19 protein-coding genes and 1 tRNA gene are annotated in these 18,664 nt (G+C 67.8%); 11 read left to right on the top strand and 9 right to left on the bottom strand.

The genetic code is table 11. The features are described 5' to 3' along the window. The first annotated feature begins 139 nt into the window (after window positions 1-139). On the top strand, window positions 140-2,101 hold the full coding sequence (gene acs, locus BN3385_RS09400; protein WP_197415187.1) for an acetate--CoA ligase: 1,962 nt from the start codon (window positions 140-142) through the stop codon (window positions 2,099-2,101). Here the strand turns inward: acs and BN3385_RS09395 are convergent. Then, a complete protein-coding gene (locus BN3385_RS09395) occupies window positions 2,098-2,820 on the bottom strand; it encodes a S1 family peptidase (protein ID WP_197415186.1) in 723 nt (240 codons plus the stop codon). The genes acs and BN3385_RS09395 overlap by 4 nt on opposite strands. A gap of 147 nt (window positions 2,821-2,967) precedes the next feature. On the opposite strand from BN3385_RS09395, the gene BN3385_RS09390 reads away from it, so the two are divergent. Together BN3385_RS09390 and BN3385_RS09385 are read left to right on the top strand one after the other, a co-directional pair. Beyond that, complete coding sequence (locus BN3385_RS09390) at window positions 2,968-3,492, top strand: phage holin family protein (protein ID WP_059021752.1); 525 nt, start codon at window positions 2,968-2,970, stop codon at window positions 3,490-3,492. Next, window positions 3,492-4,445, top strand: coding sequence for an alpha/beta fold hydrolase (locus BN3385_RS09385; RefSeq protein ID WP_059016536.1), 954 nt, complete (start codon window positions 3,492-3,494; stop codon window positions 4,443-4,445). Before BN3385_RS09390 ends, BN3385_RS09385 begins: the two co-directional genes overlap by 1 nt. Here the strand turns inward: BN3385_RS09385 and marP are convergent. The 4 genes from marP to nth are packed head-to-tail and all read right to left on the bottom strand — an operon-like array spanning window position 4,438 to window position 7,739. Then, window positions 4,438-5,625: an acid resistance serine protease MarP gene (gene marP / locus BN3385_RS09380; RefSeq protein ID WP_059016535.1), complete on the bottom strand. Its 1,188-nt coding sequence runs from the start codon at window positions 5,623-5,625 to the stop codon at window positions 4,438-4,440. The genes BN3385_RS09385 and marP overlap by 8 nt on opposite strands. Beyond that, complete coding sequence (locus tag BN3385_RS09375; RefSeq protein ID WP_059016534.1) at window positions 5,622-6,404, bottom strand: NUDIX hydrolase; 783 nt, start codon at window positions 6,402-6,404, stop codon at window positions 5,622-5,624. The genes marP and BN3385_RS09375 overlap by 4 nt, the downstream gene beginning before the upstream one ends. Further along, window positions 6,401-7,039: a TlpA family protein disulfide reductase gene (locus tag BN3385_RS09370; protein WP_059016533.1), complete on the bottom strand. Its 639-nt coding sequence runs from the start codon at window positions 7,037-7,039 to the stop codon at window positions 6,401-6,403. Before BN3385_RS09370 ends, BN3385_RS09375 begins: the two co-directional genes overlap by 4 nt. 19 nt (window positions 7,040-7,058) lie before the next feature. Then, window positions 7,059-7,739: an endonuclease III gene (gene nth / locus BN3385_RS09365; protein ID WP_197415283.1), complete on the bottom strand. Its 681-nt coding sequence runs from the start codon at window positions 7,737-7,739 to the stop codon at window positions 7,059-7,061. Window positions 7,740-7,925: 186 nt separating this feature from the next. On the opposite strand from nth, the gene BN3385_RS09360 reads away from it, so the two are divergent. Next, a complete protein-coding gene (locus tag BN3385_RS09360) occupies window positions 7,926-8,225 on the top strand; it encodes a hypothetical protein (RefSeq protein WP_059016531.1) in 300 nt (99 codons plus the stop codon). A gap of 93 nt (window positions 8,226-8,318) precedes the next feature. Next, the gene (gene crp / locus BN3385_RS09355) at window positions 8,319-8,993 is read left to right on the top strand and encodes a cAMP-activated global transcriptional regulator CRP (protein WP_005138643.1); all 675 of its coding nucleotides are present in this window, start codon (window positions 8,319-8,321) and stop codon (window positions 8,991-8,993) included. Between the two features lie 48 nt (window positions 8,994-9,041). On the opposite strand, the gene BN3385_RS09350 is transcribed toward crp, so the two are convergent. The 3 genes from BN3385_RS09350 to sp36 are packed head-to-tail and all read right to left on the bottom strand — an operon-like array spanning window position 9,042 to window position 10,422. Next, window positions 9,042-9,812, bottom strand: coding sequence for an MBL fold metallo-hydrolase (locus BN3385_RS09350; protein WP_059016530.1), 771 nt, complete (start codon window positions 9,810-9,812; stop codon window positions 9,042-9,044). After that, a complete protein-coding gene (locus tag BN3385_RS09345) occupies window positions 9,809-10,264 on the bottom strand; it encodes a RidA family protein (RefSeq protein ID WP_059016529.1) in 456 nt (151 codons plus the stop codon). The genes BN3385_RS09350 and BN3385_RS09345 overlap by 4 nt, the downstream gene beginning before the upstream one ends. Beyond that, complete coding sequence (gene sp36 / locus BN3385_RS28075; RefSeq protein WP_156432704.1) at window positions 10,261-10,422, bottom strand: Sp36 family protein; 162 nt, start codon at window positions 10,420-10,422, stop codon at window positions 10,261-10,263. The genes BN3385_RS09345 and sp36 overlap by 4 nt, the downstream gene beginning before the upstream one ends. A gap of 65 nt (window positions 10,423-10,487) precedes the next feature. On the opposite strand from sp36, the gene bagA reads away from it, so the two are divergent. After that, window positions 10,488-11,510: an ATPase BagA gene (gene bagA / locus BN3385_RS09340; RefSeq protein WP_156432703.1), complete on the top strand. Its 1,023-nt coding sequence runs from the start codon at window positions 10,488-10,490 to the stop codon at window positions 11,508-11,510. Then, entirely contained in the window at window positions 11,511-12,638 is a 1,128-nt protein-coding gene (bagB, locus tag BN3385_RS09335) for an ATPase BagB (RefSeq protein WP_059016527.1), read from the top strand. A 60-nt stretch (window positions 12,639-12,698) separates the two neighbouring features. Here the strand turns inward: bagB and BN3385_RS09330 are convergent, their stop codons facing one another. Further along, entirely contained in the window at window positions 12,699-13,052 is a 354-nt protein-coding gene (locus BN3385_RS09330; RefSeq protein WP_059016526.1) for a WhiB family transcriptional regulator, read from the bottom strand. 304 nt (window positions 13,053-13,356) lie between these two features. Between BN3385_RS09330 and ponA2 the strand changes: the two genes are divergently transcribed. From ponA2 to BN3385_RS09310, 4 genes are all read left to right on the top strand, one after another. Further along, entirely contained in the window at window positions 13,357-15,786 is a 2,430-nt protein-coding gene (ponA2, locus tag BN3385_RS09325; protein WP_059016525.1) for a transglycosylase/D,D-transpeptidase PonA2, read from the top strand. 74 nt (window positions 15,787-15,860) lie between these two features. Then, the gene (locus BN3385_RS09320; protein ID WP_059016524.1) at window positions 15,861-16,817 is read left to right on the top strand and encodes a metallophosphoesterase; all 957 of its coding nucleotides are present in this window, start codon (window positions 15,861-15,863) and stop codon (window positions 16,815-16,817) included. 13 nt (window positions 16,818-16,830) lie between these two features. Then, the gene (gene cds1 / locus BN3385_RS09315; protein ID WP_059016523.1) at window positions 16,831-17,928 is read left to right on the top strand and encodes an L-cysteine desulfhydrase Cds1; all 1,098 of its coding nucleotides are present in this window, start codon (window positions 16,831-16,833) and stop codon (window positions 17,926-17,928) included. A 265-nt stretch (window positions 17,929-18,193) separates the two neighbouring features. Further along, window positions 18,194-18,267 (top strand) — tRNA-Pro (locus tag BN3385_RS09310). Window positions 18,268-18,664 lie beyond the last annotated feature (397 nt).

The raw sequence follows: 18,664 nt of genomic DNA, 5'->3' as shown, positions 1-18,664 counted from the left end.
GTTCTGCCACGCTATCGGCGTCCCGGGTAGGCGCTTGCGGTGGGTCACGATTCGACCGTTCGGCGCGTGACACGGACCGCCCGCCGACGAATGTGACTCCCCAACGCCGATGCAACCTCAAGTGACTACGCTCACAACCATGACCGAGGCGCACACCGAAGTTCCGTCTTACTACCCGCCTGCTGCGGAATTCTCCGCCGACGCCAACGCGACGGCGGACCTCTACGACGAGGCCGAAGCCGACCGTCTTGCCTTCTGGGCCAAGCAGGCCAACCGGCTGTCGTGGGAGACGCCGTTCACCGAGGTGCTCGACTGGTCGAACGCGCCGTTCGCCAAGTGGTTCGTCGGCGGCAAGCTGAACGTGGCCTACAACTGCGTGGACCGCCACGTCGAGGCAGGCAACGGCGACCGGGTCGCGATCCATTGGGAGGGCGAGCCGGTCGGCGATGCGCGCACGATTACCTACGCCCAGCTCAAGGACGAGGTCAGCAAGGCCGCTAATGCGCTGACCGATCTGGGTCTGGTGGCCGGCGACCGGGTGGCCATCTACATGCCGATGGTGCCCGAGGCGATCGTGGCGATGCTCGCGTGTGCGCGCCTGGGCCTGATGCACAGTGTGGTCTTCGCCGGGTTCTCGGCGTCAGCGCTGCGTGCCCGCATCGAAGACGCCGAGGCCAAGCTGGTGATCACCACCGACGGCCAGTACCGGCGCGGCGCCGCGGTGTCGCTGAAGGACGCCGTCGACGAGGCGGTCACCGGTCAGCCGTCGGTCGAACACGTCCTTGTGGTGCGGCGCACCGGAATTGACGTCACCTGGACCGAAGGCCGCGACCTGTGGTGGCACGAGACGGTGGATAACGCCTCACCGGAGCACACGCCGGAGGCCTTCGATTCCGAGCAGCCGCTGTTCCTGCTCTACACCTCGGGCACCACCGGCAAGCCCAAGGGCATCATGCACACCTCCGGCGGCTACCTCACCCAGGCGTCCTACACGCACTACAACGTGTTCGACATCAAGCCGGACACCGACGTGTATTGGTGCACAGCCGATATCGGCTGGGTCACCGGACACACCTACATCGTCTACGGGCCGCTGTCCAACGGCGCCACCCAGGTGGTCTACGAAGGCACCCCCGCCTCCCCTGATGAGCACCGCCACTTCCAGGTGATCGAAAAGTACGGTGTGACAATCTATTACACCGCGCCTACCCTGATCCGCACCTTCATGAAGTGGGGCCGCGAGCTGGCATTCCAGCACGACCTGTCCAGCCTGCGGCTGCTGGGTTCGGTTGGCGAGCCGATCAACCCGGAGGCCTGGCGCTGGTACCGGCTGGTGTTCGGCGGCGACGCCACCCCGATCGTGGACACCTGGTGGCAGACCGAGACCGGCGCGGCGATGATCTCCCCGCTGCCCGGCGTGACGAACTGCAAGCCGGGTTCGGCCATGCGCCCGCTGCCGGGTATCTCGGCCAAGATCGTCGACGACGACGGAAATGAGTTGGCGCCCACCGCCGATCACGGTGAGCACGTCACCGGTTACCTGGTGCTGGACAAGCCGTGGCCGTCGATGCTGCGCGGCATCTGGGGTGACCCCGAGCGGTTCAAGGAGACCTACTGGTCGCGGTTCGCCGAGCAGGGCTGGTACTTCGCCGGCGACGGCGCGCGGTACGGCAGCGACGGCGAGGTCTGGGTGTTGGGCCGCATCGACGACGTGATGAACGTGTCGGGACACCGCATTTCGACCGCCGAGGTGGAGTCGGCCCTGGTCGGTCACTCCGGTGTCGCAGAGGCAGCCGTCGTGGGCGCCAGCGACGACACCACCGGTCAGGCGATCTGCGCGTTCGTGATCCTCAAGGCCCACCACGCCGACACCCCGACCGAGCAGATGGTCGACGAGTTGCGCGCCGAGGTGTCCCGGGAGATCTCCCCGATCGCCAAGCCGCGCGAAATCCACGTCGTGCCAGAGCTTCCCAAGACCCGCAGCGGAAAGATCATGCGGCGGCTGCTGCGTGACGTCGCCGAGGGACGCGAACTCGGTGACACCTCGACGCTGGTGGACCCGACGGTGTTCGAGGCGATCCGGGCCAGTAAGGCCAACTAGGCGGCCGGTGCCGGCGCCAGGTTCGGCGTCGGCACGAAGTCCGTACCCGGACGGTCCTTGGCGGCGATATCGCCGAGGATCGAGTTGATCGACATCGTGACCGCAGGCGTGTGCAGCGGGATGTACTTGATGACGCAGGTCGGCAGCGCATCGCTGAACGCACCGTGGATCATGCCGACCAGTTTGTTGTTCACCGTCACCGGTGCGCCGGAGTCGCCGGGCTGACCGCACACCTGATTGAGGATCGTGCCGGGGTCCTGACCGGGCCCCCAGGTGACCCCACAGGAGTAGCCGGTGGTGCGGCCGAGCTTGCAGGCGACCGAACCGAATGCCGGGTCGGGGCCGATCCCGTCGATCAGGAAGCCGTTGTAGTTGGCCACCGGGGCCACCTTCGCGGGATCGAACCGGATCACCGCGTAGTCCAGTCCGTCGTTGCCGGCCACCATCGTGCCGATGACGCCACTGTCCGGGTTGGCCTCGGAGGCCACCTGCGCACCGGGCCCACCGCAGTGCGCCGAAGTGAATCCGATCATTGCGCCGGTCTTGTCCGTCCCGATCGCGGTGAGCGTGCAGTACGTCTCGCCGTTGACGACGATGCCCGCACCGCCGCCCATCGGTACTTTGTCGTCGGCGCCGGCAGCAGAGACGGGGCTGAGCAACAGTGCGCCGACAGCCAGGACCGCAGCCCCTGCCATCACCCGCATTCGCGCGGTCGTCACTGCAAGCAAACCTCCGTCTACACCCACCCTGACAAGCCAGTCTACCCGTTTCACATCAGTAACTTGCGTAACAGCTCAGTGGGTATCCGCCCGCAGACCGGGCATGGCAACATGAACCGCGACGACAGCGAGAGTTGGAGGACGACCGTGAGCAATGGCGATCGCAAGAACGGGGTGCCCACCACCGTGACCTCGATCCCACTGGTGGACCCGAATGCGGTACCGGCCAATCCCTCCATCGGCGACCTGGTCAAGGACGCCACCGCGCAGGTCTCCACCCTGGTCCGCGCCGAGGTCGAGCTCGCCAAGGCCGAGATCACCCGCGACGTCAAGAAGGGCCTCACCGGCAGCGTCTTCTTCATCCTGGCGCTGGTCGTGCTGTTCTACTCGACCTTCTTTTTCTTCTTCTTCGTCGCCGAACTGCTCGACACCTGGCTGTGGCGCTGGGTGGCCTTCCTCATCGTGTTCGCCCTGATGGTGGTCACCACGGCGGTCTTCGCCCTGCTCGGCTATCTGAAGGTGCGCCGCATCCGAGGACCCCAGCAGACCATCGAATCGGTCAAGGAGACCCGCGAGGCCCTGACACCGGGCCTGGACCGTTCGCCCGCCAAGGCGGTCGAACCGGCCACCAGCGCCACCACGACGCCGGCCACCGACCCGTCGGGTTGGTAATGGCGCAGCCGGATCCGTCGGTCGCCCGTATCGCGGGGCCGTGGCGTCACCTCGACGTCCACGCCAACGGAATCCGGTTCCACTGTGTAGAGGCGCTGTCCGACGATTCCACCCCGGCGACGGCGCGGCCGCTGGTGATCCTGCTGCACGGCTTCGGGTCGTTCTGGTGGTCGTGGCGTCATCAACTGCAGGGCCTGGACGGGGTCCGGGTGGTCGCGGTCGACCTGCGCGGCTACGGCGGCAGCGACAAACCGCCCCGCGGCTACGACGGCTGGACACTCGCCGGTGACACCGCCGGCCTGATCCGCGCGCTCGGGCACAACTCGGCCACCCTGGTCGGGCACGCCGACGGCGGGCTGGTCTGCTGGGCCACCTCGGTCCTGCACTCCCGGGTGGTGCGCGGCATCGCGCTGGTGAGCTCACCGCACCCGGCGGCGCTGCGCGCCTCGGCGCTGACCCGGCGCGACCAGGGGCGCGCCCTGCTGCCGTCGCTGCTGCGCTACCAGCTGCCGATGCTGCCCGAGCGGGCGCTGACCGCGCACAACGCCGATCAGCTCGAGCATCTGGTGCGCAGCCGTTCATCGGGCAAATGGCTTGCCTCCGAAGACTTTTCCGAGACGATCGCCCACATGCGCCGGGCCATCCGCATTCCCGGGGCCGCGCACTGTGCGCTGGAGTATCAGCGCTGGGCGGTGCGCAGCCAGCTGCGTTCGGAGGGATGGCGATTCATGAAACTGATGAACCGCCAACTCGACGTCCCGGTGCTGCACCTGCGTGGCGACGCCGACCCCTACGTCTTGGCCGATCCGGTGGACCGGACCCAGCGCTACGCCCCGCGCGGACGGTTCGTGGCGTTAGCCGGGGTCGGGCACTACGCCCACGAGGAAGCGCCGGTTGAGGTCAACCATCACCTGCGCCGGTTCCTCGACCAGGTGTACGGCCCCGCTAGGTGACGCAGGCCCCAGTCGGCACCTTCTCGGTATTGCCGATCTTGGCCAGCTGCCGCGACACCTCGTTGGCCGTCAGCACGAATCCGGTGTCGTTGTCGTCGACCGCGGCACCGAACACCACGCCGAGGACCTGACCCGCCCGGTTGATCATCGGACCACCCGAATTACCTTGGCGCACCGTGCCTCTGATGGTGTACACCTCGCGGTTGACCGTCGTGGTGCGGTAGATGTCGGGACCGGAAAGCTCGATCGTCTCGCGGACCCGGGCCGGGGTGGCCGCGAACTCGCCGCCACCGGGGTAGCCCAGCACAACCGCGTCGGTGCCCGACTTGGCGGGCTGCTCGGCGAACACCAGCGGACGCTGCGGCAGGTTCGGGACGTCAAGGATCGAGATGTCGGCGTTGGGATCGTAGGAGACGACGGTGGCGTCGTAGGTCTGCCCTTCGGCTTCCACGGTGACGCTGTCGGATCCTGCGACCACGTGGGCGTTGGACATCACCCGGTTGGGGGCGATGACGAAACCCGTTCCCTCCAAGACCTTCTGGCAGCCGGGCGCGACGCCGCGGATCTTGACGACGCTGGGCCGCGAGCTGGCGACCACCAGGCTGTCGGCCAGCGAGGCATCAGGGGCGTCAACGGCCTGAATGGGGGTGCGGCCGAACGGCTGCAGCACGTCGGGCAGCCCTGAGGTACTGAGCAGGGTGGACATCCGCTTGGGCACCGACTTGAGCCACTCCGGCGCGTACTTGTCCACCTGCGCAAGCACTTTGGAGCCCCGCACCGCAGCGGCAAGGTTGGGCTGATCCGACGAGGTGAGCGGGCTGGCCAGCAACCAGGCAGCCACCAGCACCACGACGAGTTGCAGCGCCACACCGATGATCGAGTCGACGGTGCGCACCCCCCGGTTGCGGATAGCCCCGCGCACCGCGCGCCCGAGCACCACACCGGCGACCTCGCCGACGACCACCAGGGCCAGGATCAGGAACAGCGCGGCGAACAGCTTGGCGCGCGGGGAGTGGATGTGGCTGACGATATGCGGGGCCAGCATGACGCCGGCGATGGCGCCGAGCACCACGCCGACGAACGACATCAACGAGCCCAACGCGCCGGAGCGCCAGCCGGATATCGCGGCGATGAACGCCACCACCAGCACGGCGATATCCAGCCATTGCGAACTCGTCACAGCGGCCCCTCACTGTTGTCGCCGACGAGCGCCATCGCCTCGTCCAGATCTCGGATGTCTTCGGTATCCCACGGTTGTGACCAACCGGCCACATCGAGCATCGCCGAGATTACGTGACCGGTGAACCCCCACACCAACATCTCGTTGAGCAGAAACGCCGGACCGGCGAAACCGCGGCCTGCATCGGTGCGGTAGACCATCAGCCGATTCTCAGGGTTGACGAAGGCGCGCACCGGAACCCGGGCGACGATCGCCGTCTCGGCCGCGTCGACCACCGCCACCGGACCGGGGTCGGGTGAGTACGCGAGCACCGGTACGACGTGAAAGCCGGAGGGCGGGATGAACATTCGCTCCAGGGTGGCCAGCGGGCTCAGCCGATTCGGGTCCAGGCCGGTCTCCTCCTGAGCCTCCCGAAGGGCGGTGGCCACCGGGCCGGCATCACCGGGATCGGCAGCTCCGCCCGGGAAGGCCGCCTGGCCGGCGTGGTGGCGCAGGGTCCCGGCCCGCACCGTGAGAAGCAGATCCGCGTCGTCGGGCACGGTGCCGGTCGGGTGCTCAGCGTGCGGCCCGGAGAACAGCACCAGGACAGCGGCGTCGCGCGAGGGCCGGTTGGCATTGCCGGCGCTGCTCACCGCGGCCAGCAGTTCCGGGGGAACCTTGCGGCGATAGGCGTGCGGGACCCGGTCGACGTTGTCCACCAGCGGGGCCAGCCAGGGCGGCCGCACATCGGGGTTGAGCGGTATCCCACCCGTCACCCGTGCCCCCTCGCTTGTGGTCATCGCATTGCATTCTTCACCGCGGCGGCGATTTCATCGGCACTGGTGAAGGCCTGCGGCAGGATTGCGGCAACGGTACCGTCCGCCCGCAGCACCACCGTCGCGGGCATGACGTTGGGCACGCCGAGCGCGGCGGCCACCCGGCGCTGCCCGTCCTGCAGGGTGGGCAGCCGCACGTCCAGGTCGGCCAGCCGCAGCAGCGCCGCTGTCTCGTTCTCGTCCTGGTGCACGGTGATCACCCGGACGGCGTCACCCTCGCGGCGCTGGTATTCGGCCATCGCGGGCAGTTCCTCAGCGCACGGCCCGCACCAGTAGGCCCACAGGTTCAGCACCGTGGGTTGCCCGGCCACCGCGCGCGCCACGTCGACCGCAGATCCGTCGCCCGCGCATTCGATGACGATGCCGCGCAGCTTCTCCGGGCCCGGGCCGGCGCCGGTGGGGCAGGGTTGCAGGTCGGCCCGCTGCCGCGGCCCGGCGAGCGCCTCGGGGGTGTCGGCATCACGGTGCGCGCGGGCCACCTGGGCGCTGGGCTGACCGCCGCCCTCCGCGGGGTCGTCACCCAGTTCGACGACGAGAGCGGCGATCAGGGCGGCGACGGCAGCCAGGACCACCAGCGTCCACGCGGTGGATCTGGTCATCGGCGGACGAGCCGGATGCTCACAACCCGGCCAGGGCGAGCAGATGCTCGGTCTCGGGTCCCTTGACCAGGGCGGCGGCCACCAGCGGCTCGGTGGGGCCGGTGCCGAACGACGGGCAGTCCTTGGCCAGCACGCACACCCCGCACGCGGGCTTACGGGCGTGGCAGACCCGGCGGCCATGAAAGATCACGCGATGGCTCAGCAGCGTCCACTCGGGGCGCTCGATCAGCTCTCCGACGGCGAACTCGACCTTGACCGGATCCTCCTCGGCCGTCCAGCGCCAGCGACGCGCCAGCCGGCCGAAGTGGGTGTCGACGGTGATGCCGGGAATGTCGAAGGCATTACCGAGGATCACGTTGGCGGTCTTTCGACCCACGCCGGGCAGCGTGACCAGCTCATCGAGGGTGTTCGGCACCTCGCCGTCGAACCGTTCGACGAGCTCTTGACCCAGCCGGATCAGCGAGGTGGTCTTGTTCCGATAGAAGCCGGTGGGCCGGATCAGCTCCTCGAGCTCGGTGCGGTCGGCCTGCGCGTAGTCCAGCGCGGTTTTGTACCGCTTGAACAGCGCCGGAGTGGTCAGGTTGACCCGCTTGTCGGTGGACTGCGCCGACAGGATGGTGGCGACGGCCAGTTCCAGCGGGTTGGTGAAGTCCAGCTCGCAGTAGACGTGCGGGAACGCGACGGCCAATGTCCGGTTCATCCGGCGGGCGCGGCGCACCAGACCCAGATGGGTCTCGGAATCCCATTTCTTCGCGTCGGGTTTCTTGGCGGCCGCAGGCACGCTGACAAGGGTACTGACGTGCCCCGACGAGTAGTGACCGAGCTGCGGACAGACCGGTGACAATTCGTGATCTTGCCGAGACCTTGCCCGTGTTTACTTTGCCGGGTGACCTGGTTGCTCGCGGTGTGTGTCCCCGGGCTGATGATGCTCTCGACGTTCGGTTTGCAGCGCCTGGAAAGCAGTCTGCATACCGATCCGGTAGCCGCCGACGAGGTCACCGAATACCTCAAGCAGGCCGAGGAGGCGCGCAAGCAGGCGCCGCCGCGGCCGGCACCCGAGGAGCCCCGGCCCGTCGACGTGGCGCACCTGCTCAACGCCGATGAACCGGGTTTGCCGACGCGCTCATATGCCCACGCAAGGCCGAATCCGCATTTTCACCGGACTCAATACGCCAATCGTGTGTAGCGTTGGCACGTTGCCAGGCGTGCTGCCTCTAGACTGACTTCGACTAGAGCTGGCCTGACCGTGACTGACAAACAATGACCTAAGAGGGGCAACGTGGACGAGATCCTGGCGAGGGCCGGAATCTTCCAGGGGGTTGAACCCAGCGCTGTTTCCGCGCTGACCAAGCAACTGCAGCCGGTGGATTTCCCGCGGGGGCACACGGTGTTCGCCGAAGGCGAGCCCGGTGACCGGCTGTACATCATCATCTCCGGCAAGGTGAAGATCGGTCGGCGGTCCCCGGACGGCCGGGAGAACCTGCTGACGATCATGGGCCCGTCGGACATGTTCGGTGAGCTGTCGATCTTCGACCCCGGCCCCCGTACGTCGAGCGCCACCACGATCACCGAGGTGCGCGCCGTCTCGATGGACCGCGACGCCCTGCGGGCGTGGATCGCCGACCGGCCCGAGATCGCCGAGCAGCTGCTGCGCGTGCTGGCCCGCCGTCTGCGGCGCACCAACAACAACCTGGCTGACCTGATCTTCACCGACGTGCCGGGCCGGGTGGCCAAGCAGCTGCTGCAGCTCGCTCAGCGCTTCGGCACCCAGGAGGGCGGTGCGCTGCGCGTCACCCACGACCTGACTCAGGAAGAGATCGCCCAGCTGGTCGGCGCTTCCCGCGAGACGGTGAACAAGGCGCTGGCCGACTTCGCCCACCGCGGCTGGATCCGCCTGGAGGGCAAGAGCGTGCTGATCAGCGACTCCGAGCGGCTGGCCCGCCGAGCGAGGTAGCGACTTCGGCGCGGTTAACGTCGCTGAGCGACGAAAAGCGCGCCGAAATCACGCTCTGAGGTAGTCCAGCTGGGCGCGCACGGACTTCTCCGCGGCGTCCCACAGTTTCTCGTCGACGTCGGTATAGACGTGCTCGACGACTTGGCGTGCCGTCGCATCCTCGCCGAGCGCACGTAGCGCCGCCCGGACCTGATCCAGCCGTTCCTCGCGGTGGGCCAGGTACATGGTGGTGACGGCGGCGAGGTCGTCGAGTTCGGGGCCATGCCCGGGCAGCACCCGCAGTGATCCCAGGCCCTGCAGCCGGCGCAGCGACTCCAGGTAGTCGGTGAGGCTGCCGTCTTCGTCGTCGATCACGGTGGTGCCGCGGCCGAGCACCGTGTCGGCGGTCAGCACCGCACCGTCCACCAGGAACGACAGCGAGTCGGCGGTGTGCCCGGGGGTGGCCATCACAGTGATCTTCAGCCCGGCGGCGTCGATCACCTCACCGTCGGTCAGCGGCCCGCCCAGGCCGCGCAGGAATCCGCTGCCGACCGCGCGCACGGTGGCTCCGGTGGCGTCGCGGATCTTGTCGATCCCGCCGGTGTGATCGTCATGCTTGTGGCTGATCAGGACCAGCGGGATCGGGCCGAGGTCGGCGAGCTTGGCCAGGTGCTCGTCGTCGTCGGGGCCGGGATCCACCACCACCATCTCGTCGCTGCCTGGCCCGCGTAGCACCCAGGTGTTGGTGCCCTCCAACGTCATGACGTTGGGGTTGTTGCACAGCAGCACCGAGGCGGTGTCGGTCACCGGCCTCAGGACGCCGTAGGCGGGGTGGGTCACCCCACCTCCACGATGAGCTCCACCTCCACCGGGGCGTCCAGCGGAAGCTCGGAGACGCCGACGGCGGAGCGGGCGTGCGCGCCGGCCTCGCCGAACACTTCGCCGAGGAACTCCGAGGCGCCGTTGATGACGCCGGGCTGGCCGCTGAAGCCGGGCGCGGAGGCCACGAACCCGACCACCTTGACCACCTTGACGACGTTGTCGAGGCCCACCAGTGCGTCGATGGCGGCCAGCGCGTTCAACGCGCAGATCCGGGCGGCGGCCTTGGCCTGCTCGGGGCTGACCTCGGCGCCGACCTTGCCGGTGTCGGTCAGCTGGCCGGCTTCCAGCGGCAACTGGCCTGCGGTGTAGACGAGGTTGCCGGTGCGCACGGCCGGGACGTAAGCCGCGAGCGGCTTGACGACGGTCGGCAGGGTGATGCCCAGCTCGGCGAGCCGCTGGGAGGTCGTCACTTCGGCCGCTTGAGGTAGGCGACGTGCTGTTCGCCGGTCGGACCGGGCAGCACGGCCACCAGTTCCCAGCCGTCGGCGCCCCACTGGTCGAGGATCTGTTTGGTCGCGTGGGTCAGCAGGGGCACGGTGGCGTATTCCCATGTCGTCAGTTCGCTCATGGCCGAAGCCTATCGCTGAACACGGCAATCGCTGAGGGGCCCGGGATGGCCTTGGCTAGCATGCACTGATGGCGACCACTTCGAGCGACGGCAATGCCGTCGGCTGGCCTTCCCGCCTTAGCAAAGCGCGGCTGCACTTCGTGACGGGTAAGGGCGGCACCGGCAAGACCACCGTCGCCGCCGCCCTGGCGTTGACGCTGGCCGCCGGCGGCCGGCGGGTGCTGCTCGTGGAAGTCGAAGGGCGGCAAGGTATTGCGCAGCTCTTCGACGTGCCGCCGCTGCCCTACGAGGAGTCCAAGATCGCCACCGCCGACGGCGGCGGACATGTGAACGCCCTGGCCATCGACATCGAGGCGGCGTTCCTGGAGTACCTCGACATGTTCTACAACCTGGGCATCGCGGGCCGGGCGATGCGCCGGATCGGGGCCATCGAGTTCGCCACCACCATCGCGCCGGGTCTGCGTGACGTGCTGCTCACCGGCAAGATCAAGGAGTCGGTGGTCCGGCTGGACCGCAATAAGAAGCCGGTGTACGACGCGATCGTGGTCGACTCTCCGCCGACCGGGCGGATCGCACGGTTCCTCGACGTCACCAAGGCGGTCTCGGATCTGGCCAAGGGCGGCCCGGTGCACTCCCAGGCCGACGGGGTAGTGAAGCTGCTGCACTCCGAGCAGACCGCGATCCACCTCGTCACCCTGCTGGAGGCGCTGCCGATCCAGGAGACCATCGAGGCCATCGAGGAACTCGAAGAACTCGACCTGCCGATCGGCAGCGTGATCGTCAACCGGAACATCCCGCCGTTCCTGCCGCCCGCGGACCTGGCCAAGGCCGCCGAGGGCGATATCGACGCCGACGCGGTGCGCGCCGGGCTGGAGAAGGTCGGGATCACCCTGGATGACGCCGACTTCGCCGGGCTGCTCACCGAGACCATCGAGCATGCGACCCGGATCCGGGCCCGCTCGGAGAGCGCCGAACAGCTCGACCGGTTGAAGGTGCCGCGGCTGGAACTGCCGACCATCGCCGACGGCGTGGACCTGGGCAGCCTGTACGAATTGGCGGAAACGCTTGCGCAGCAAGGAGTGCGGTAAATGAGTGGCGCACCTGCAGCCCTCGACATGAAGTCGATCCTGACCGACAAGTCCAACCGCGTCGTGGTGTGCTGCGGCGCCGGTGGCGTCGGTAAGACCACCACCGCGGCGGCGATGGCGGTCCGCGCCGCCGAATACGGCCGCACCGTGGTGGTGCTCACCATCGACCCGGCCAAGCGGCTGGCGCAGGCCCTGGGGATCCGCGAGCTGGGTAATGAACCGCAGCGGGTGCCGCTGGCCCCCGAGGTGACCGGCGAGCTGCACGCGATGATGCTCGACATGCGCCGCACGTTCGACGACATGGTGATCGAACACTCGGGACCTGAACGCGCACAAGCGATTCTGGACAACCAGTTCTATCAGACCGTCGCGACCTCGCTGGCCGGCACGCAGGAATACATGGCGATGGAGAAGCTCGGCCAGCTGCTGGGCCAGGACCGCTGGGATCTGGTGGTGGTCGACACCCCGCCGTCGCGCAACGCGCTGGACTTCCTGGATGCGCCCAAACGGCTGGGCAGCTTCATGGACGGCCGGTTGTGGCGGATGCTGCTGGCCCCCGGCAAGGGCATCGGGCGCCTGGTGACCGGCGTCGTCGGTCTGGCGATGAAGGCGATGTCGACGATCCTGGGCTCCCAGATGCTCTCGGATGCCTCGGCGTTCGTGCAGTCTCTGGACTCCACGTTCGGCGGCTTCCGGGAGAAGGCCGACCGCACCTACGAGCTGCTCAAGCGGCGCGGCACCCAGTTCGTGGTGGTCTCGGCCGCCGAACCGGATGCGCTGCGGGAAGCCTCGTTCTTCGTCGACCGCCTGTCGGAGGAGTCCATGCCGCTGGCCGGGCTCATCCTCAACCGGACGCACCCGACGCTGTCCTCGCTGACCGTGGAACGCGCCATCGACGGCGCCGAGGAGTTGAAGGCCGGCACCAACGGGGATCAGTTGGCCGCGGCGGTGCTGGAGATTCACGCCGACCGGGCGCAGACCGCCAAGCGGGAGATCCGGCTGCTGTCGCGCTTCACCGGGGCGAACCCGCACGTGCCGTGGATCGGGGTGCCGTCGCTGCCCTTCGATGTCTCGGATCTTGATGCGCTGCAGGCGATCGCCGATCAGATCACGGGCGAGACGGATTAACCGTCAGTAGCTGACGAGAACGAAAATTTGCTTGGGGCGCAGCCCCGCGTCAGCGTCGAGTTAGCTAACGCTGCGGTGCTTGCGCTGGGCGGAGAAGAACTCGGCCCACGAAACCACCTCGGGGTGCTGCTTGAGCAGGGCGCGACGCTGACGTTCGGTCATGCCACCCCACACTCCGAACTCCACCCGGTTATCCAGGGCGTCGGCGCCACACTCGGCCATCACCGGGCAGTGCCGGCAGATCACCGCTGCCTTGCGCTGAGCGGCACCGCGGACGAAAAGCTCGTCAGGATCAGTCGATCGGCACAGAGCTTTGGAAACCCACGCGATGCGAGCCTCCCCGTCCACACCATGGATGGAACCGTGTACCGAAACTGCGCTGGTCCTGCGGGCAGCGGGCCGAGTAGCTGACACCGGCGATCCCCTTCGTCCGGGCCGCTACGTGAGCGGCACACTCTTCAGGTGTAGAACGGCTCTGCGATCTACGCCACATTGCGATCCTGAGTGTTACCTGAATCGCACTGTCTGTTTAAGTTAGGTGGTCAGGTATCGTTTGCGCAACAGTTAGATCACAGCTTTTTTGGGACGATCGTCCAGTCTGGCCCAAATTTTGGCTTGAGCTGCCATTTTCTGACTCCCCCGTAAATTCCCCGCCGCCATCATTGCCCGCGCAGGGACAGTCCGCAAGACCCTGAAGGTCCTCAGTAGTCTGTATCCCATGTCGGAACGCCCCCCGGCCGGCGCCACCATCATCAAGCTGGCCTGGTGCTGCCTATTGGCCAGCGTGATCTTGGCGGCGCTCCTGTTTCCCGTGGTCGGCGGACTGGGCCTGGTGTCCAACCGGGCCTCCGACGTCGTCGCCAACGGATCGGCCCAACTCGTCGAGGGTGAAGTGCCCGCGGTGACCACCATGGTCGACGCCAAGGGCAACACCATCGCCTGGCTCTACTCCCAGCGCCGTTTCGAGGTCCCCAGCGACAAAATCGCCGACACCATGAAACTGGCGATCGTCTCGATCGAAGACAAGAGATTTGCCGAACACAACGGTGTCGACTGGAAGGGCACCCTGACCGGCCTGGCCGGGTACGCCTCCGGAGACCTGGACACCCGCGGCGGGTCGACCATCGAGCAGCAGTACGTCAAGAACTATCAGCTGCTCGTCATCGCCCAGACCGACGCCGAGAAGCGGGCCGCCATCGAGACCACCCCGGCTCGCAAGCTGCGCGAGATCCGGATGGCGCTCACGCTGGACAAGACGTTCACCAAGCCGGAGATCCTGACCCGCTACCTCAACCTGGTGTCGTTCGGCAACGGCGCCTTCGGTATCCAGGACGCCGCGCAGACCTACTTCGGTGTCGATGCCTCCGATCTGAACTGGCAGCAGGCCGCCCTGCTGGCCGGCCTGGTGCAGTCGACGAGCGCGCTGAACCCCTACACCAACCCCGACGGTGCGCTGGCTCGCCGAAACCTGGTGCTGGACACCATGATCGAGAACCTGCCGGATAAGGCCGACGAGCTGCGCGCCGCCAAGGAACAGCCGCTGGGCATCCTGCCGCAGCCCAACGAACTGCCGCGCGGCTGTATTGCCGCGGGTGATCGCGCCTTCTTCTGCGATTACGTGCAGGAGTATCTGGCGCGCGCCGGCATCAGTAAGGAACAGCTGTCCAAGGGCGGCTACCTGATCAAGACCACGCTGGACCCCGACGTGCAGAACTCGGCCAAGCAGGCCGTCAACTCGCTGGCCGCCCCCGACATCCAGGGCATCGCCAGCGTGATGAGCGTGGTACTGCCCGGCAAGACCGCCCATCCGGTGGTGGCCATGGTCAGCAACCGCACCTACGGGCTGGACACCGCGGCCGGCGAGACCATGCAGCCGCAGCCCTTCTCGCTCGTCGGCGACGGCGCCGGGTCGATCTTCAAGATTTTCACCACCGCGGCGGCCCTCGACATGGGGCTGGGCACCAGCGCCAACCTCGACTCGCCGGTGCGCTTCGAGGCCAAGGGCCTAGGCAGCGGCGGGGCCAAAGGTTGCCCCCAGAACACGTGGTGTGTGCAGAACGCCGGTAACTACCGCGGGTCGATGAGCGTGACCGACGCGCTGGCCCAGTCTCCCAACACCGCGTTCGCCAAGCTGATCTCCCAGGTGGGTGTCCAGCGCACCGTCGACATGGCGGTCAAGTTGGGGCTGCGCTCCTACGCCGAGCCGGGCACCGCCCGCCCCTATGACCCGGACACCAACGAGAGCCTGGCCGATTTCGTCAAGCGGCAGAATCTGGGGTCGTTCACCCTCGGGCCGATCGAGGTCAACGCCCTGGAGCTGTCCAATGTCGGGGCCACCCTCGCCTCCGGGGGTGTGTGGTGCCCGCCGAACCCGATCGACAAGCTCTACGACCGCAACGGCAACGAGGTGGCCGTGACCACCGAGACCTGCGATCAGGTGGTGCCCGAAGGCCTGGCCAACACCCTGTCCAACGCCCTGAGCAAGGACGACGTCAGCGGCACGGCCGCGGGCTCGGCCGGTTCGGTCGGATGGAACCTGCCGATGTCCGGCAAGACCGGCACCACCGAGGCGCACCGGTCCTCGGGCTTCCTGGGCTACACCAACCGCTACGCGGCGGCCAACTACATCTATGACGACTCCCCCAACCCGTCGGACCTCTGCTCGTGGCCGCTGCGGCAGTGCGGGGACGGCAACCTCTACGGCGGCAACGAGCCTGCCAAGACGTGGTTCACGGCGATGATGCCGATCGCCCAGAGCTTCGGCGACGTAGTCCTGCCGCCGACCGATCCGCGTTATGTCGACGGGGCGCCGGGCTCCCGGGTGCCCAGCGTGGCCGGCTTGACCGTGGACAGTGCCCGCGAGCGGCTCAAGGACGCCGGGTTCCAGGTCGCCGACCAACCCACCCCGATCAACAGCGCGGCACCGGCCGGCGCCGTGGTGGGCACCTCGCCGGGCGGGCAGACGGTGCCGGGCTCGATCGTGACGATCCAGACCAGCAACGGCATCCCGCCGGCGCCGCCGCCACCGCCGCCGGGTGCGCCGCCGATCCCGGGCCTCGACGGGCTGCCGCCGCCGGCGGTGACCGTGGTCGAGATTCCCGGCCTGCCGCCGATCACCGTGCCACTGCTGGCGCCGCCGCCACCCTGACGGGTGTCTGACGTAGGGATCTTCACAGCGCCTCGCCCCTTGGGAAGCTGCCTGTTGGCAGTACCCTGACAGGTATGGCTGTGCCTCCAGCAGTGAAGACCTCCGCCCTCGTGGCCGCAGGTTCGGCCGCACTCGCGGTCGGTTACGCCACGGTGATCGAGCGCAATGCGTTCGTCGTGCGCGAGGTGACGATGCCGGTGCTCACCCCCGGCTCCACACCGCTGCGGGTGCTGCACCTCAGCGATATCCACATGCGCCCGACCCAGCGCCACAAGCAGGCCTGGCTGCGTGACCTGGCCCGCTGGGAGCCGGATCTGGTGGTCAACACCGGCGACAACCTGTCGCACCCGAAGGCTGTGCCCGCGGTCGTCCAGGCCATCGGCGACCTGCTGTCGTTCCCCGGGGTATTCGTCTTCGGCAGCAACGACTACTTCGCCCCGAAGCTGAAGAACCCGGCGAAGTACATCACCGATCCCGACCATCGGATTCTCGGTAAGCCGCTGCCGTGGCAGGACCTGCGCGCGGCGTTCACCGAACGCGGCTGGCTGGATCTGACCCACAACCGGCGCGAGTTCGAGGTGGCGGGTCTGACGATCGCGGCCGCCGGCGTCGACGACGCCCATCTGGAGCGCGACCGCTACGACACCGTCGCCGGAGCACCCAACCCGATCGCGAACCTGAGCCTGGGCGTCACGCACGCCCCGTACACCCGCGTGCTGGACCGGTTCGCCGCCGACGGCTATCAGCTGGTGATGGCCGGCCACACCCACGGCGGTCAGTTGTGCCTGCCGTTCTACGGGGCGCTGGCCACCAACTGCGATTTGGATCGCACCCGCGCCAAGGGCGCCTCGCGCTGGGGCGCTGACACCGCACTACACGTCTCGGCGGGCATCGGCACCTCGCCGTATGCACCGTTCCGGTTCTGCTGCCGGCCGGAGGCCACGCTGCTCACCCTTGTGGCCGCGCCGACCGGCGGCCACGACGATTCACGAAACGTGGTGCGCTCCAGCCCCACCGCTTCCGTGCGCTGAAAGCGTTGTGGCGATGAGCAAAGTCGCCGTCCACAGCCAGCCCCGAAGCTGGGTGAACGATGCGATCCGGTTGATCGAGGCTGACGCACGCCGTAGTGCCGACACCCATCTGCTGCGCTACCCGCTGCCGTCGTCATGGTGCGACCGGGTGGATGTCCAGCTGTATCTGAAGGACGAGTCCACCCACATCACCGGCAGCCTCAAGCACAGGCTGGCCCGCTCGCTGTTCCTCTACGGCCTGTGCAACGGCTGGATCGGCGAACACACCACCGTGGTCGAGGCATCCTCGGGATCGACTGCGGTGTCGGAGGCCTACTTCGCCGCGCTGCTCGGCTTGCCGTTCGTGGCGGTGATGCCGGCCTCGACCAGCCCAGCCAAGACTGCACTGATCGAATCACAAGGTGGCCGTTGCCATTTCGTGGATCACTCCAGTGAGGTGTACACCGAGGCGCAGCGGATCGCCCACGAGACCGGCGGGCACTACCTGGATCAGTTCACCAACGCCGAGCGGGCCACCGACTGGCGCGGCAACAACAACATCGCCGAGTCGATCTATGAGCAGATGCTCGACGAGACCCACCCGATCCCGTCCTGGATCGTCGTGGGCGCCGGCACCGGCGGCACCAGTGCGACGCTCGGGCGCTACATCCGCTATCGGCGGCACCGCACCAAGCTGTGCGTCGTGGACCCGGAGAACTCGGCGTTCTTTCCGTCCTACGCGGCGGGTCGCCCGGACATCGTCATCGAAGCGTCCTCCCGCATCGAGGGCATCGGGCGCCCGCGGGTGGAGCCGTCGTTCCTGCCCGAGGTGGTCGATCGGATGGAAGTGGTCCCCGACGCCGCCTCGGTGGCCGCAGCACACCACGTATCCAAGGTGCTGGGCCGCCGGGTGGGGCCGTCGACGGGGACGAATGTGTGGGGTGCGTTCAGCCTGCTGGCCGAGATGGTCGCCAGCGGTGCCAGCGGATCGGTGGTGACGTTGATCGCCGACAGTGGTGATCGCTACGCCGACACGTACTACGACGCGGACTGGCTAGCCGCTCACAACCTGGACCCGACCGAGCACGCGGGCGTGCTGGCCGAGTTCGAACGCTCCTGCGGCTGGTCCTGACCGGCGTCGTCGACGACGTCGTAGTCGCCCGTCACCACCAGCCACAGCGCTGCCAGTAGGAAGAAGCCCCCGTACACCACGGCACCCAAAGCGGTCATCATCCGCTCCACCTTTCGCCTGCCGGCGTTGTGATCGCGCCGTTAGTCTGCACAACGCCACCGACAAGCCAGATCCTTCCCGCGCCGCGCGATTCCCTGCCTGCGGTGTCCTGACGAGCCGTTTGGCTTCCCGCGGTGCCGGTGCGATACGCTGTCGTGGCTTCACGCGGGGTGTGGCGCAGCTTGGTAGCGCGCTTCGTTCGGGACGAAGAGGTCGTGGGTTCGAATCCCGCCACCCCGACTCGTGTGAGCAACACCCCGACCAGGTCTTCCGGTCGGGGTGTTGTCGTTTCGGGGTGTGGTTGTTTGCCGTGTGGGCAAAGTGTGATGCAGTACGTCTGGTTGTCGGGGATCTCGGCGGTGGTGCGGCGTCGCTCGACCTCAATGGGCTGACCGGGCCGCCCGGCCACGCGGGAGTCGCTGATTTCTGGGACCGCACAGCTGTTTGTCGCAAACCTGCGCTCCCCGCTGTGGCGGGTGTGTTTGCATAGTTCACGAGCGCGGTGTTGGGGCCGTGCCGGTGTGGCAGGGGTCAGCAGTGAGCGCAGCCGATCATTCGCGGCATTCATCGGCAGTCTCGCGCGCGGGGTATAGCCGCTGTGTGGGTCGGGTGGGTGGTCTGGCTGTCGCGTTGGGGG

The sequence above is a fragment of the Mycobacterium sp. M26 genome, from assembly GCF_001494595.1.
GTDB lineage: Bacteria > Actinomycetota > Actinomycetes > Mycobacteriales > Mycobacteriaceae > Mycobacterium.
This window is presented reverse-complemented; position numbering and strand designations above follow the sequence as displayed.

What these genes read in the sequence shown, in the direction of transcription:
- BN3385_RS09375 (WP_059016534.1), bottom strand. Translation starts at nt 6,404, where the DNA reads ATGACCACAAGCGAGGGGGCACGGGTGACGGGTGGGATACCGCTCAAC.
- acs (WP_197415187.1), top strand. Translation starts at nt 140, where the DNA reads ATGACCGAGGCGCACACCGAAGTTCCGTCTTACTACCCGCCTGCTGCG.
- sp36 (WP_156432704.1), bottom strand. Translation starts at nt 10,422, where the DNA reads ATGAGCGAACTGACGACATGGGAATACGCCACCGTGCCCCTGCTGACC.
- BN3385_RS09385 (WP_059016536.1), top strand. Translation starts at nt 3,492, where the DNA reads ATGGCGCAGCCGGATCCGTCGGTCGCCCGTATCGCGGGGCCGTGGCGT.
- ponA2 (WP_059016525.1), top strand. Translation starts at nt 13,357, where the DNA reads ATGTCGGAACGCCCCCCGGCCGGCGCCACCATCATCAAGCTGGCCTGG.
- cds1 (WP_059016523.1), top strand. Translation starts at nt 16,831, where the DNA reads ATGAGCAAAGTCGCCGTCCACAGCCAGCCCCGAAGCTGGGTGAACGAT.
- BN3385_RS09370 (WP_059016533.1), bottom strand. Translation starts at nt 7,039, where the DNA reads ATGACCAGATCCACCGCGTGGACGCTGGTGGTCCTGGCTGCCGTCGCC.
- BN3385_RS09320 (WP_059016524.1), top strand. Translation starts at nt 15,861, where the DNA reads ATGGCTGTGCCTCCAGCAGTGAAGACCTCCGCCCTCGTGGCCGCAGGT.
- nth (WP_197415283.1), bottom strand. Translation starts at nt 7,739, where the DNA reads ATGAACCGGACATTGGCCGTCGCGTTCCCGCACGTCTACTGCGAGCTG.
- bagB (WP_059016527.1), top strand. Translation starts at nt 11,511, where the DNA reads ATGAGTGGCGCACCTGCAGCCCTCGACATGAAGTCGATCCTGACCGAC.